Origin of the sequence: Pseudomonas sp. C5pp (assembly GCF_000814065.1) — a bacterium.
GTDB lineage: Bacteria > Pseudomonadota > Gammaproteobacteria > Pseudomonadales > Pseudomonadaceae > Aquipseudomonas > Aquipseudomonas asiatica.
The window spans coordinates 1-13,650 of record NZ_JWLN01000062.1; the positions used below are offsets into that span (position 1 = coordinate 1).

Annotated in this window: 11 protein-coding genes and 2 pseudogenes; 4 read left to right on the top strand and 9 right to left on the bottom strand. The window is 53.3% G+C overall.

Annotated features, from left to right (window positions below; translation table 11 throughout):
- The 9 genes from RR51_RS27730 to RR51_RS27770 form a co-directional block, all read right to left on the bottom strand.
- Window positions 1-281: hypothetical protein (locus tag RR51_RS27730; RefSeq protein ID WP_201775116.1), on the bottom strand; the 281-nt coding region annotated here is incomplete at its 3' end.
- A 263-nt stretch (window positions 282-544) separates the two neighbouring features.
- A complete protein-coding gene (mcbA, locus tag RR51_RS27735) occupies window positions 545-2,854 on the bottom strand; it encodes a carbaryl hydrolase McbA (protein ID WP_158310285.1) in 2,310 nt (769 codons plus the stop codon).
- A gap of 509 nt (window positions 2,855-3,363) precedes the next feature.
- Window positions 3,364-4,260: a SphA family protein gene (locus tag RR51_RS27740; RefSeq protein WP_039615393.1), complete on the bottom strand. Its 897-nt coding sequence runs from the start codon at window positions 4,258-4,260 to the stop codon at window positions 3,364-3,366.
- A gap of 440 nt (window positions 4,261-4,700) precedes the next feature.
- Window positions 4,701-5,528, bottom strand: coding sequence for a protocatechuate 3,4-dioxygenase (locus RR51_RS27745; protein WP_039615394.1), 828 nt, complete (start codon window positions 5,526-5,528; stop codon window positions 4,701-4,703).
- A gap of 47 nt (window positions 5,529-5,575) precedes the next feature.
- Entirely contained in the window at window positions 5,576-5,842 is a 267-nt protein-coding gene (locus RR51_RS27750) for a hypothetical protein (RefSeq protein WP_052261138.1), read from the bottom strand.
- A 144-nt stretch (window positions 5,843-5,986) separates the two neighbouring features.
- The gene (locus tag RR51_RS27755) at window positions 5,987-7,759 is read right to left on the bottom strand and encodes an FAD-dependent monooxygenase (protein ID WP_201775117.1); all 1,773 of its coding nucleotides are present in this window, start codon (window positions 7,757-7,759) and stop codon (window positions 5,987-5,989) included.
- Window positions 7,760-7,794: 35 nt separating this feature from the next.
- Window positions 7,795-8,388: a 2-hydroxychromene-2-carboxylate isomerase gene (locus RR51_RS27760; RefSeq protein ID WP_039615395.1), complete on the bottom strand. Its 594-nt coding sequence runs from the start codon at window positions 8,386-8,388 to the stop codon at window positions 7,795-7,797.
- A 96-nt stretch (window positions 8,389-8,484) separates the two neighbouring features.
- Window positions 8,485-9,492, bottom strand: a complete 1,008-nt coding sequence (locus tag RR51_RS27765) for a dihydrodipicolinate synthase family protein (RefSeq protein WP_236693315.1) — start codon at window positions 9,490-9,492, stop codon at window positions 8,485-8,487.
- A 44-nt stretch (window positions 9,493-9,536) separates the two neighbouring features.
- On the bottom strand, window positions 9,537-10,988 hold the full coding sequence (locus RR51_RS27770) for an aldehyde dehydrogenase (RefSeq protein ID WP_039615396.1): 1,452 nt from the start codon (window positions 10,986-10,988) through the stop codon (window positions 9,537-9,539).
- A 145-nt stretch (window positions 10,989-11,133) separates the two neighbouring features.
- On the opposite strand from RR51_RS27770, the pseudogene RR51_RS28715 reads away from it, so the two are divergent.
- The 4 genes and pseudogenes from RR51_RS28715 to RR51_RS30995 all read left to right on the top strand — a co-directional run.
- Window positions 11,134-11,927, top strand: a pseudogene (locus tag RR51_RS28715) (IS3 family transposase); the annotation flags it as partial.
- A 227-nt stretch (window positions 11,928-12,154) separates the two neighbouring features.
- Window positions 12,155-13,027, top strand: coding sequence for a LysR family transcriptional regulator (locus tag RR51_RS27785; protein WP_039615397.1), 873 nt, complete (start codon window positions 12,155-12,157; stop codon window positions 13,025-13,027).
- A 128-nt stretch (window positions 13,028-13,155) separates the two neighbouring features.
- Window positions 13,156-13,498: pseudogene (locus RR51_RS28720) on the top strand (transposase); the annotation flags it as partial.
- 81 nt (window positions 13,499-13,579) lie between these two features.
- A partial coding sequence (locus tag RR51_RS30995; RefSeq protein WP_152619955.1) for a leucine zipper domain-containing protein occupies window positions 13,580-13,650 on the top strand: 71 nt, incomplete at its 3' end.

The window sequence follows — 13,650 nt, forward strand, 5'->3', positions numbered from 1 at the left end:
ATTTGGACGTTCGGAATGTTAACCGCGACTTCCGCCACGTCGCGAACGTTCAGATTGGCGAGCGAGTCCGACGTGAGCACCGACATGGTGATGCCCACGTCCTGGACCGATTCGGACCGCTTCTGCGCCGTGACGATGATCTCCTGAATGCCGCCCTCGACTTCGGCACCGCTCGCCGCCTCCTGCGCCTCAGCTTGTCCGGCAAAGCCGGAAAGGCAGGCCGTCGCCAAGAGCATCCGCTTGGTCCGCTCACGCACTTTCTTCGGTTGTCCGCTCTTCACAGTCTTCCCCTTTGTCTGTTTCGAAGGGCGGCTTTGCTTTTCCGCCACCGTTATTTTTTTGCGCGCGCCAAAACCCTATCCACATGTCCAATTTTGGTCAACGGTATCGTTTTTACCGAAAGGGTTTGATTCTAGAGCACTGCGGGTGAAGAAAGCCTTGGAACTTTTGCAATGTCGGCCCTCCATGGCTGCTCCCTATGTCGGAGCAGCCATCGGCGGCCGGAGCCGAGAAAATCGATCAGCCGATGCGGCAGCGATCAGGGTCAATGCGCGGCAAGCCGGTCGTAGATTGCGATCGCGTCATCGATGGCCTTGTCGAGCTGCGGCTTGACCACATTCCAGCGCGCCAGGATGAGGTCGTCGACTGCAAAACGCTCCCCTTCATCTTCGAGGCGCGGCGTCGAATTCCGGAATTCGGCCAGGGTCTTGCGATATTTGTCGGCCAGTCCTGCCAGCTTTTGCCGATCGGAGAAATCCTTGTTGCCGTCCACATAGACGTAGATGGGCGAGGTGTGCAGCAGCGCTCTACCCTTGCCATAGGCACGTACGGCCAACCACATCGATCCCGACGGCTTGAACTTGTGCAGTAGCCGCAATTCGGACGCGTGGCTCGTCCCGCTGACGAGCTTCAGAACCTCACCATGACCGACGAGTTCGACGCGGTCGATCGCATCGAAATCGGGATTCGCGCGGATCACCGCGTCGACCGTTATTTCATCGCCCGCCCGAATGTGATATTCGGTCGCCTTCTTGTCTCCGTTGACGGAATAGTCGGCCGACAGCCAGTTGGTGATGAACGACCTGCGCGACCTGAGCCCGTCGAACCAGGCGCTCGGCGAAGGCGATCCGCCAACGTCGACGTAAACCCGCTCCGCGCCCGGGAAGTCGATGTAGGGATAATCGGAACCGGCGCTCGGCAGCAGCTTGAAGCCCATGTTGAGGAAGTCGTAGAGATAGGCCGTGTTCATCGTGCCATATTGAAGCATTTCGACGAAGTCGACCTTGCCTCTCGGCACGTCAAGCGCCAGACCGTAGTCGACGTTGAAGATGTCCAATGCGACGTGGGCGTATCCCCAAAGCCCACCATCGGCGCGGATCATGTCTGATGTCGCGTCGTAGATGAAATAGTCCTTCTCAGGCCAATGGAACTTCTTGGCATTCAGGCCGATCGAATGGCCACGGTGCGATGTTCGCGGTGATTCCTGGCCGGAGACGAGGAAGTGGCCGCCATTTCCATAATGCCCTTCTTTGCCGAAACCATATTGCTTGAACTGCGACCCTTTGAGATTCCCCGCTTCCAGGAGATTGGCGACCCCTAGGTCTTCCGCACGCATATAGGCGAGAATCTTGTCGTTCTCCGCTGGCGTGGAGCGGCCGATATGAATATGGTCGTCACCCGAAAGCCAGCCCTGCTTCGGCAAATCGGTCCACCGCTCCATCTTCACCTGGATGGACTGCGGCGTTCCGGGGGCAATACGGACCTTGCGCTTCTGGATTCGATACTCCGGTCCCTTCATGACGAACAGGTCATATTCGCCCGCGGGCACGTCCGCCGCATAGTTCGTATCGACGAAGAACACATATCTGCCGTTCGCCGACCATCCCTTTGGGACGGAGACCATGGGGAGATTGCGTGTATACTCCGTGTAGCGCTGAACGGTGAGCGCGCTGCGGCCCGCAAGCGGCGCCCAGCCGTCGGACCGATAGAGGCCAACCCGCGCCGCGGTCGGTCGGCCGGCCTCATCAAGCACCTGCAATGCGAACTTCCCGGGCGAAGGCGCCTGCGGCTTGCTGGCTTCGCGGCGGACCTTGACGTCGCAAAGCGTCACCTCGCCGCCATCATTCGATCGTGTAAGCTGGCTCCCGAGCCCCCCGACCGCAAAGTCCGTTCCGTAATATTTCCGGTTGGCGAAGCGTGCGCGGTCGAGGCGCACGGTCTCGGTATGCCAGCTTCCCTTGTTGTTCGCATCGAAGCGAACCTTTTTCGCGGTCGGCTGCACGGCCTGATCGTAGGAAAAGACGAACCCGTCAGTCTCGGGACGAAAGAAGGTGAGATCGACCAAGATCGTTTCATCGATATCAAAGGCGAACCGATCGTCGACATCGAACAGCAGATAGGCGCCGGTGATGCATTGCCGGTTCTCGTGCTGCGTCATCCGGGCCGAGGGGCTCCAACTGACGAAGTTTCCACCGCCGTGAAAATCGAAGTTCAGGGAGACCGTTCTTTTGATCTCGGGGCTTGGCTTCCAGCCATGCTCTATCTTGCCTAGTGGCCCCGTCGAATGCGCAAGCGCAGGTCCGCTGGCCATGAGGCTGGCGATGGCCGCGTGGATGATCAGACGTGTGACATACATATGGCGCTCCCTGATCGTTGAGCGTGCCGGCGCGCCGTTCTTCGCGACAGTCGCGCTGCCGCGCCTGCATTTTTCCGGCCGTGGGTTCGGTCTCGTGATCGAAGGCGACAACCACTTCAGAGATTCCACTCCTAGACGAAACTGACCAACGCCCACTAGACTGACGCCAACGCAAAGCGCCGCAAGGGCTCCACGCAAATAATTTGCCGTGACCGCCATTTTTTTTGTGCCTGCATTACCTTCACATCGCAGGCTGTGGCTTTCTCAGACATCAAGCGCTCCTTTTTATATTTCTTGTAAAAATACACACTAAAATAGTTATATATTTCCGTAGCGACTGTAAAACTTCTTAAAATTTTGCTCTGTACGTGATGCTGCGCGTGAGCTTCCGCCAACGCATCACGTTAAAGCGAAAATTAGTAGCGGTAACAGAGTGCGACGCCCAGCAAGGCAGGGCTCAGGCGGATCACATCTCAAAAACCAGTAACTGCTGCCGATAGTGCTGCGATAAACTGACATGAGGAGTGCTCAACTACTACCCCTGACAACGGCTCGTTGTCAGGGGCTCAGGATGCCTGTAGGGAAAAGGTCCGCTCAAACCGTCAGACGTTCAAGGGATTGCCCTGACGGAGCCGGCATCCTTGAGAAAAGCCTCATAGCCGCGTCTCTCCAGCACGATCGCATCTCAGATCAGCAGAGACGCAGACTCATTCATGGAGGTCTCCTTTCTAGAGCGGGAAAACGGCCCGAAGCCACAGAGCATCACCTTCGGCGCGATTCCGCACCCCTGTTTCGCCGTAGCCCTTGACTGTAAGGAACCAACCCTGACCGCTGTCGTAACGCACCGAGGGGCCGATGGCGCGGGCACTGCCTTTGTTGTCGCGCACGGTATGCCCGTCCTGCTCATCGTCCGTCAACTGCTGGTAGACATAGCCACCCACCCCCACCGTCCAGCCGTTACCCAATGCCCAGCCAGCTGCATAGTCAACGATCAATTCGTTGCCGGAGCGGTAGTCCGTGTCATCGTTACGCGCATTGATGCCGTACATAACCTTGGCATCGGCGTTGAAACCTTTGACGTCGATCCAAGAGAACCCTCCCACCATATGGGTCGCCCAATAGTTGCCGCCGACGTTGGCGAGGTCATCTTTGTCGTATTCGCCGGTCGGCGCGAAGATGTCAATGCCCGCCACAGTGTGCAGATTCGGTGAGAGATGCCAGCCGATAGCTGGGCCGAAGACGATGTCACCTACGCCGGTCTTGCGCTGCGAGCGACCAGCCGCCGACACGTCGAGAGTGACAAGCGGCACGATGGAGTGCAGCGCCAGGCTGCCGCCCAGCAACTCCTGCGAGGTGACCCAGATGAAATTAGGCACGAGTGCGTCAGCGCGCACCTTGAACCCCGGCACAGGTATGCTGCTCCCGTCGTTGCCTTTGAGGTCGTCACTGCGGTAGTGCTGAGCGTCAAGCATCATGTAGGTACCTGGCGGCGGTAGCGCGCCCCAGCCGAAGCCGTTGACACCTAGCGCGTAGAGGGTCTTGCCGCCTTCGGTGGCGGAAACGTGAAGCGTAGCTGCCAGTCCGGCGAACAGGAGGCTTGAGGCGGCGAATGAGCAGGTTTTCATTGTTGTTTTCTCCTGACGGGTTATTTCGGTTGAGCGGGCCCCTCCACCCAGGTCAACCTGAGTGGTGTCAATAGCAGTGGTTGGTATTTGTAAAGATTGGCAGCATGTAAAGTCTAAAATAGCACCAGCCAAAAATTTCCAATTCGCTTTATGACCTATTTCTATCAAGAAGTGCATGAGCTGTATTTACTTGCACTTCACTGATTACTCTGTACTGGGAAAACCATCCGCTTTGTCTTAAGGATCGAATGACTGAGGAGGACACATGCTGAACAAGTTAGAAACTTATTTTCAGGCCCAAATCATGAGCCGCCATAAAATTAACTCTGAGAGCAAAATTTAGCGCCCCGACACTGTCAAGCTCCGTAACATACGGAGCCATAGCCATCATCAAGTTGATAGCTCATAGCTCCTAGCCCAACCAACTCACAAAATAGTTATCAGCTAGGCTTCATCTCCATATACCCACAACCACAGACCCACTCTGTGACCGCCTCATAGGCGATGATCTCACCCTTCCAACCCGCGAGCGCTCCCATTGCACAAATCCAATTCTTGATTTCAAGGCCACCGTTTCCTGCGTTATTCAGAATCTCCTCGTCGCTCATGAAAACTAAAGCCTCGACATCACCTCGCTTAACCAGCTCCATCACCTGGTGATCCCACTCGGGATTGACCTTCCCCATCTCAGCCATACCCGGCCAATGAGAAAGCCCACCGGTGCCGAATATTGCAACCCGTTCGTTTCCTTTCCAGCATGCGACTGCCTCGCTAATCACCTTGCCAATCTCATATGCACGACGACTGGAAATCAGCGGCTCACAGCCAGAATTAATATAAACGGGAATGGCACGAACGCCCCCTGCTGGTCGGACGGCATAGTGAATCGGTATGCTCGTAGAGTGATCCAGGATCATCGCCTTCGACACAGCCCAATCAACCCCATTATCAAACCCATAACTCATGATATGGTGCGCAAGGGGCTCATTATTAATAACAACATCCCTTTTGATCCCAAGCCATTCTTCCCACGGCCCCTCTACATCCCCGATACCAATTAAACAGCTTGGGATGCATGCAGGACCATGAATCGTGTAATGGTCATCACCGATCACTATCACAGTATCAACGCACAACTCACGCAGTCTATCTGCGATCTTAGCGTAAGCATTCATGCAGTTATCCCGCTTGTCTTGCGGCGGGGCATCTGGCATCGCCGCAATAAGGGGATCATGAGGCAACATAAAACCAGCTACAATCTGAGCCATAACAGTTCCTTCAACAACCAATGAATTAGCGGCAAACAGCGACCAAATCAACCGGATGGAGTGTTCATACGACGCATGTATTCAGAAATAGAGGCACCACCGCCATGGATCGCCTGCCAAGAGCAAAAAAGCAGCATCTGACTAACCCCCATATCGGCCATGGATCGAACGTCAAGCGATTTGATCATGACCTTTTCCTCATTACTCAGCGGGTACACAGCCAGCAGTCCATCGACGTCAGCGTGGAACTTTTGAGTCACCGACGAGCTTGTATGCATATCCCAAAGAACTCGCTCCAAAGTATAAATACTCATATCACCTCAGCCAATTCAATATAAGCCTACAATTAATTGTCGCTCTAAAATATAGACACTTCACCAAGGCAGCCTTGAGGAATATAAAACTCTCTCACCAAGGCGACTCTGATGCAGAGTCGCCATTTAACAAACAGCCTAGAGTTAAAGACAGAGAATTGCCCTGAAGGCCTGGCTGATCGCAGCATCAGTATCAGACACCAAGCCTTTTGACCGATAAGCCACAAAACGATCTGGACGCACAAGCAAACAGCCATCGTCCTCTATCTCGCTGACGTCCGCCCAGGCCCCATAATGATCGGTTATATCTCCATCGACGCTTATCGATACGAGGTTGACGTCGATACCCAGCGACTCACTGACCTTAGCCGCACTCCTCAACCAAGCATCTCCCCCCAGCCCGGTGATAATCGTAAATTTGCCATTACCAACCAGATCGATACTTGACACGTTTACCCCATTCCGTTGCAGCCAGGCATGCGGCAATGTAGCTCCTGGTGTCGTGGTCGGGTGTATATGAACTTGAGAGTTTTCGGAGTTAAACTCAGCCGTCGTCCCATCGGAGACAATAGCATGCGAGCTCAGATAGTGATGACCAGCCTCCCCCCCAATTCCGTTAAACTGCCAGTTTTGCAACTCCAGCGCCTCACGCATTTTTTTACGCCGAGTTTTTCCCTCTTCGGTTGGTGACGAGAATACTTCTAAAGCATCCCACCCATCCTCTTCACTCTGCCCGGGAAAAAATCCCAGCGCTTGAGGAACAGCCTGCATATTAACCATAGCTGTAATAGCCCGATTGACCATCTGCTTAGCAACAGGCTGACGCTCGTCGGAGTAACTCTGTAGAAGGTCCTGGCCAGCATACCCATTAATGATGTATGCAAGCTTCCAGCTTAGGTTAAATGCATCCTGAACACAGGTATTGGTTCCCAGCCCACCGGCCGGAGGATGACGGTGAGCCGCGTCGCCCATTAACACGATTCTCTCTTTCACCATGCTCTTTGCGAACATGTTATTAACTGTCCACTTGGAGATCGCCTTTATATTGACATCCACATCCCTATCTCCAATTAGGGTGTAGATACGCTCCAGCACCGCCTCTTCATTAGTCTCAGCATCTGCGTTATCTGGATTGTACATAAACAGCAAAATCCAATCATTCCACGGTTTTACGCAGATGAAAGTGCCGCCACCGATCCAGTCATCGTTGCCGGGCTGCAGGGTCGGAAATAGAACCGCCTTCCGATCCGCACAATATTTTGAAAGATCAGCATCAAACCAACAGTTAACCGCGTGACCTTCTCCCATTTTTCCTTCGAACTCAAACCCGAGGCTTCTGGCCACCAAGCTACGAGCACCATCGGCACCAACTGCATAGTCGGACTCGACGATATACTCTTCCCCTGTCTCGCGATTGCGGACCAGAGCATATACTTTTTCGCTGGACTGCTCGATTTCCAGAACTTCGGTATTGAACAGCACCTCCGCCCCGCTTTCCCGTGCAACATCCAGCAATACCGGCTCGAGCACATGCTGAGCGGCGTTGCACATCTTGCTGGGGCTAGCCGTCAGGTATTCGGATCGGCGGTCATCACCGTACCCCCAGGAGCTCAGTCTCGCCAGCTCTTGGCCCGCGAGACGAGTGCACCAGACAACATTTTCCATCTCCTCAACTGAGGCAACATCATAGACCTTTTCTTCGATACCCAGGTCACGAAACACCTCCATTGCACGGGTGTTAGTGATATGAGCGCGAGGCGAGTTCGCGGTTCCGGAATGCTGACTTACAGCAAGCACCTTTACGCCGTATTTAGCGAGAAGCGCGGCCGTAGTCAGCCCTGACGGACCCGCCCCAACAATGAATACAGGAACGCTCACCTTTCTAATTTCATCTTTCAAAAAAATATTTTTCAGCATAATTTCACCTTGTTTTTATTCTGATGACCAATCTATTAGCCGTTACGCTCAAGGTAATCTTCGAGCATAAATATACGGTCGTTCCCCCACCAAGACTTATCATCCACACACATGAAAGGCACACCAAAAACCTTGCGCTCTATAGCCTTTTCGGTCGATTCTTCATAGGCCGCCCGCCCCTTAGGAGACTCAATGAAGGCAAAGAAATCTTCCTTATTCCATTGCATTTCAGATGCAACTTCACTAAGCACCTCAACATCATCCGGCGCCTGCCCTACCCCCCAAGTCCTACCGAACGCAAAATTCACATATCGAGATCTTTCACTTTCATCTTTTGCAAAAAAACTACCAACATTGAGGCTTCTCGAATTGAAATTAGGGATGAACCTCAAGTCAATTCGATAGATCTCTGCCCAGCGCATCAGATCAACAGTGAGATATGACAACTTCACAGGAAGCTCTCGATTGCTGGGCCCGATGTTTCCAATGGCTTTTTTCGCTGCCGCAAGATCTATTGCATGATAGCAAATCGACACCCTGCGATCTTGGGCAACCTGATTTAGCCGATAGTTAGCCAAGTAGGAGAAAGGGCTTATGAAATCAAAATAGAAATCAACTATCTTAGTCATGCAGATTTTACCTTATGGCTAGAGACACCGCCCTGATCATACACGATTCAAAGGTAACGATCCGGACCTTTAGTTAGCAAACCTACATATCTCAAATCAACCCTCTGCACTATACTTGGCATGCAGCTCAGCCCAGGCCCGCCCTGATTTACGCGCCCCTTCCAGATACATCTCAGGGATCACATGATAGGGAGGGCGACAGGGACCAGCTTTGAGCCAGCCTGCTTCATCCATTCGCGCCTTCTCCAAACCAATATTGTATTTCGAGAACTCGGAAAAGTCCCCTTTGGGGAAGAGCATAGAATCCGCTTTGCGCATTTCATCTGAGATTGCCTTCGCCACTGACCACTTCCCAGTGACTTTCGCGTCAGCTACAGCATCACGCAGTTTTAACGGTGTCGCCGGACCGCACATGGCGGCGCTTGACCAAAAGGCAGTCATACGCTCCGGATTGATCCGAGCAGCAGCATAGTAATCATCCTCGTGAGGCAGGAAGCGTATGCTCGAAGCCAAACGCAAATCGAGATCCAACATACCAATCCCGAGATATTTTGCCGTCACAACCTGAGGAATTTCGCTAACCTGAGCCCAAAATTCGCGAGGAAACTCATATTTGAACGCCTCCGGGTTCGCATACACTGCTATTGCCGCGTCAGGAACCGCTTCAGCAACATCGCGATAAAACTGGATGGCAGATGGAGTTTCCATCTTACACCACATTGGCAATCCAAGCATGACGCCATCTGCACCCAACCTCATCACCTCTCGGGTCTGGCGAATAACTTCTCTTGTATGCAGGGCAGTGGTACCACAGAAAAACGGTACTCGCCCTTTAATTGTCTCGGCGACCGTCGCTATAAAATCACGCTTTTCATCCCAGGTCAGCGTCGCACACTCGCCGAAAGTACCATTACTCATAATGCCATTTACGCCGGACGCCAGTAGATTTTCGACAATCCGAACCGTCTCGTCTAAATCAACAGTGTTTTCAACTCGCCAGTCTGATGCATCAGGTTTTGCCGGCGTAGGCATGATAACCCACACCCCATTAACGTCATCTGCAGTCATGCGCGGCTTAACCATATCACTCATAATTTTACTCATTTTCCCGACACCATACCCATCCAACACGTGTATTAGGGGCCTAATTAGAACGGATACTTCTGATGACTTGACTCAATCGTCAGCCATTTCAATTCGGTAAACTCATCAATCACTGCTCGGCCATCGAAACGACCATAGCCACTATCCTTTGTTCCACCGTATGGAGCCTGCGCCTCATTCTGAACAGTAGAACCATTGATATGACAACAGCCAGCCTCAATCCTCATCGCGACACTAAGTGCATTGCTAATATCGCGACCAAATACAGCGGATGAAAGGCCATAATCGGTATCATTGGCTACACGGACCGCCTCATCTACACCCTCAACCCTAACCACTGTGGTAATAGGACCGAATGTTTCCTCATCGTAGATTTCCATACCATGCTTAACATGATCGAGGATAGTCGCGGGCATGACCGCGCCGTCGGCGTGGCCACCAGCTACGAGCACCGCCCCCTTATCAAGAGCATCATCAATCATGCGATTGAGACGATCACCGGACTCCTTAACCACCATAGGACCGATGACACAGGAAGCGTCAACCGAAGGATCACCAATCGGTAACATCTTGGCCCGCGCTGCGAATTTCTCAACGAACTCGTCAGCAATCTTCCTGTCCACGACGACTCGTTCGGTGGACATGCAGATCTGCCCCTGATACAAAAAGGCGCCGAATACTGCTGCATCCACCGCCGCATCGATATCCGCATCTTCAAGTACGACCAGCGGTGCCTTACCACCCAATTCGAGCAAACAGCGCTTCAGATGGCGTGCCGCTTTCTCTGCGATAATGCGACCAACCTTTGTAGAACCGGTAAAATTAACCCTCCGCACGGATTTATGGGCTATCAATGCATTGATAACATCAGGCGCGTCATTCGGGTCATTAGTCAACAGGTTCAACACACCTGCCGGCAAGCCTGCCTCGACGAGCGCTTCTGCGATTAGCGCGTGAGTCTTCGGACTAGTCTCGGAGGCGCGGAATACCACGCTATTACCACATGCCAGCGGATAGGCGATCGCCCGAGCAGCGAGCACGACAGGACCATTCCACGGAACAATACTCAATACCACTCCTACCGGCTGACGTATTGTCATAGACAGCCCACCTGGCTTGTCGGTCGGAATAGTCTCACCTTGAATCTGAGTAGTAAGCCCTGCTGCCTCCCGGAAAAGATTTGCAGAGAGCGTAACATTTATACCTGCCCAAAGAGATGAGGAACCAACTTCATTCGCCATAGCATCGACAAAGAGCGGGATTTTCTTCTCAAGAATATCGGCGGCTTTCAAGAGAATCTGGCGCCGCGCACTCGGACCTGTCGCTCGCCACATCTCATAGCCGCGCTGAGCAGATTCAACCGCTGCAAGTGCATCGCTGACGCCTGCAGCAGCTAACTGAGTAACAACGCCCCCCGTAATTGGGTGCTTACGCTCATATACTGCACCAGCCGAAGCATCAACTTGCTGATTATCGATTATTAGTTTTGTTTTCAATGTTATTCTCCTTGCCTTCATGCAACACACCCATGCACCACACTAGGAAATAAATCTCTGCATGAGTAACAGTGCTTTTCAATACCAACATATCGATAATACCAATGCTTAAAGGGGGCTGAAAAACACTGCCTGCCCCGGAGATGTGCTGGGCGTCACCCGCAGCGGCTTCTATGACTGGTGTTCACGCAGAGCGTCGATGCGCCACCAGCGAAAAGCCGAGTTGGATCGGCAGTTCGCGCAGGCATACAGCGCACGCAAGGGCCGCAGCGGGACACCATGCCTGTGTCTCGATCTACGGGACGCTGGGCTGCCCTACAGGTTGCCGCCTCGATGCAACGGCAAGGACTGTGTGCCAGGGCCGCCAGGAAGCTCAGGGCCACGACCAACACCCGACACTCGCTGCCGGTGGCAGAGAACCTGCTCAAGCAGGATTTCACAGCATCGGCACCAAATCAGAAATGAGTGGGTGACATCACCTACCTGCACACGGAGGAAGGCTGGCTGTATCTGGCAGTGGTCATCGACCTGTACTCACGGATGGTGATCGGCTGGGCCATGGGCGAACGCATGACGGCCGACCTGGTCTGCGATGCCTTGCGCATGACGCTATGACGACGCAGGCAGCACAAGGGCGTGATCGTGCTCAGCGATAGAGGCAGCCCGTGCTGCTCAGCTGCTTACCAAGAGCTGATCCGCGACCATCATTTGCGATGCAGCATGAGCACGAAGGGCAACTGCTACGACAATGCCTGTGCAGAGAGCTTCTTCCACAGCCTGATGGTCGAATGCATCCACGGCGAGCGCTTCATGAGCCGCGCCCAGATGCGCGAAACCGTGTTTGAATACATCGAAATCGACTACAACCGCCAGCGCCGCCACAGCACGCTGGGACACATCAGCCCAGAGGTCTCCGGGGCCCGGATGAGTGCTTATTAACCCCGTGTCCACGACTGCTGGGCAAGATCACAGACGAGGTGCATCTGTAATGCGGACAGCAGCCCACACGGTACCAGTGAAGGGCAAGGAGTAGAATCAGTAGCGCGGAAATAGCCCGAGACTGACGCAGGGGACCTTCGTTTTTCGGCTTATTGGACGAAACGAAGGAAAAAGTCGGGGCTACTTTAGAGCTGTTCTAAAATATATCAATATTGTTGGAGGTGGCAATGGGCTATAAAAACAGATCCCTGGAAATTAGCACTCTACGCGGCATAAATATGAACTTATTGCCGATCTTGGCTGAGCTCCTGAGGATGGAAAGCGTGACCAAGGCCTCAGAACGCCTCCATTTGACGCAGTCGACCGTCAGCGGATCGCTAAAGCAACTGAGGGGTATTTTTAAAGATGATCTGCTTGTTCAGCGGGGACGCGGGATGGTCCTGACAGAAAAGGCCAAGCGACTGAAACCGGAAGTTGATCGCATGATCGAGCTTGTCGAAAAGCTGTTCGAGGTTGATCATTTCGACCCTGAAACCGCAACAACAAACTTTCAAATTGCCACAGCAGATTATGTGTCGGCGTTGGTGACAAAAAACCTGGGCGTTTACCTTGAAGCACATTCTCCAAACATTTCGCTCACCCTGAAGCCAACGCCAGGAACCTCTGCCAAAGAGCTACAAATAGGATCTTTGGATCTCATTATATGTCCCGATTTGCCCACCAACTGGGAGTCGTGTGGCCTCAAAAAAGGTGATGAACGGTTTAGTCATCAAGTATTCATGCACGACAAAATGGTGGCTATTCAATGTGGTAGACATCGAGCTGCAGGCAGGCCTATAGAGCTTATCGATTACTTGACAAGGCCTCACGCAATCTATTGCAGGACTGATGGCAAAGAAACCATCGAGCAAGAGGCATTATCGCGACTGGGGCTGAAACAGCACATCCAGATAAGCGTCCCTTACTTTACACTGCTACCTCAACTGCTAGAGGGCACGGACCTTATATCGATCGTTCCGGAGTCAATCGCTCGCCTGTATGGAGATATACACAGCATTGATGTATTCCCCCCCCCTATGAACTTCCTTCATTCGACCTAGTGATGATTTGGGCGAAAAACCGTGAGAACGATGCTGAGCATAAATGGTTAAGAGATACCTTAAGGAAGGTCTGAAAAACACTTCCCGATCTGGTGAAATAGCCCACCAGTCCCTCTGGAGCCCCCGGCATGAAGCAGTTGTTCTTCGCCGATGCCGAGTACGCCGGCAAACGCAAACAGACCCGCCATGAGCGTTTCCTGATCGAGATGGATCAGGTTGTGCCGTGACAGGCGCTGATGGCACTGATTGAACCGCACCGAGAGGCGAGGGCGGGCGCCCAGCCTACCCGTTGGCCACCATGCTGCGGGTGCATCTCATGCATAACTGGTTCGGCTACAGCGATCCGGCGATGGAGGAGGCTCCCTATGAAGTGACGATCCTGCGACAGTTTGCCGACTGCACCTGGATCGGACTCCGGACGAAACCACCATCCCCAACTTCCGCCGCCTGCTGCAAAGGCACGGGCTAGCTGTGATCTCTCAGTAGGTTGTTCATCCGGGGCATTCCCGGAATTCTGGAAGCGCGACCAACACAACCTTCCAGGAGCCCCGGATGAACCTGCATAAACATGCCCGTCTTACCCCGCGAGGTCGAGCCCTTCTGGTTCAACGCATGCTCAACGG

What these genes read in the sequence shown, in the direction of transcription:
- RR51_RS27750 (WP_052261138.1), bottom strand. Translation starts at nt 5,842, where the DNA reads ATGAGTATTTATACTTTGGAGCGAGTTCTTTGGGATATGCATACAAGC.
- RR51_RS27765 (WP_236693315.1), bottom strand. Translation starts at nt 9,492, where the DNA reads ATGAGTAAAATTATGAGTGATATGGTTAAGCCGCGCATGACTGCAGAT.
- RR51_RS27785 (WP_039615397.1), top strand. Translation starts at nt 12,155, where the DNA reads ATGGGCTATAAAAACAGATCCCTGGAAATTAGCACTCTACGCGGCATA.
- RR51_RS27745 (WP_039615394.1), bottom strand. Translation starts at nt 5,528, where the DNA reads ATGGCTCAGATTGTAGCTGGTTTTATGTTGCCTCATGATCCCCTTATT.
- mcbA (WP_158310285.1), bottom strand. Translation starts at nt 2,854, where the DNA reads ATGGCGGTCACGGCAAATTATTTGCGTGGAGCCCTTGCGGCGCTTTGC.
- RR51_RS27755 (WP_201775117.1), bottom strand. Translation starts at nt 7,759, where the DNA reads ATGCTGAAAAATATTTTTTTGAAAGATGAAATTAGAAAGGTGAGCGTT.
- RR51_RS27760 (WP_039615395.1), bottom strand. Translation starts at nt 8,388, where the DNA reads ATGACTAAGATAGTTGATTTCTATTTTGATTTCATAAGCCCTTTCTCC.
- RR51_RS27740 (WP_039615393.1), bottom strand. Translation starts at nt 4,260, where the DNA reads ATGAAAACCTGCTCATTCGCCGCCTCAAGCCTCCTGTTCGCCGGACTG.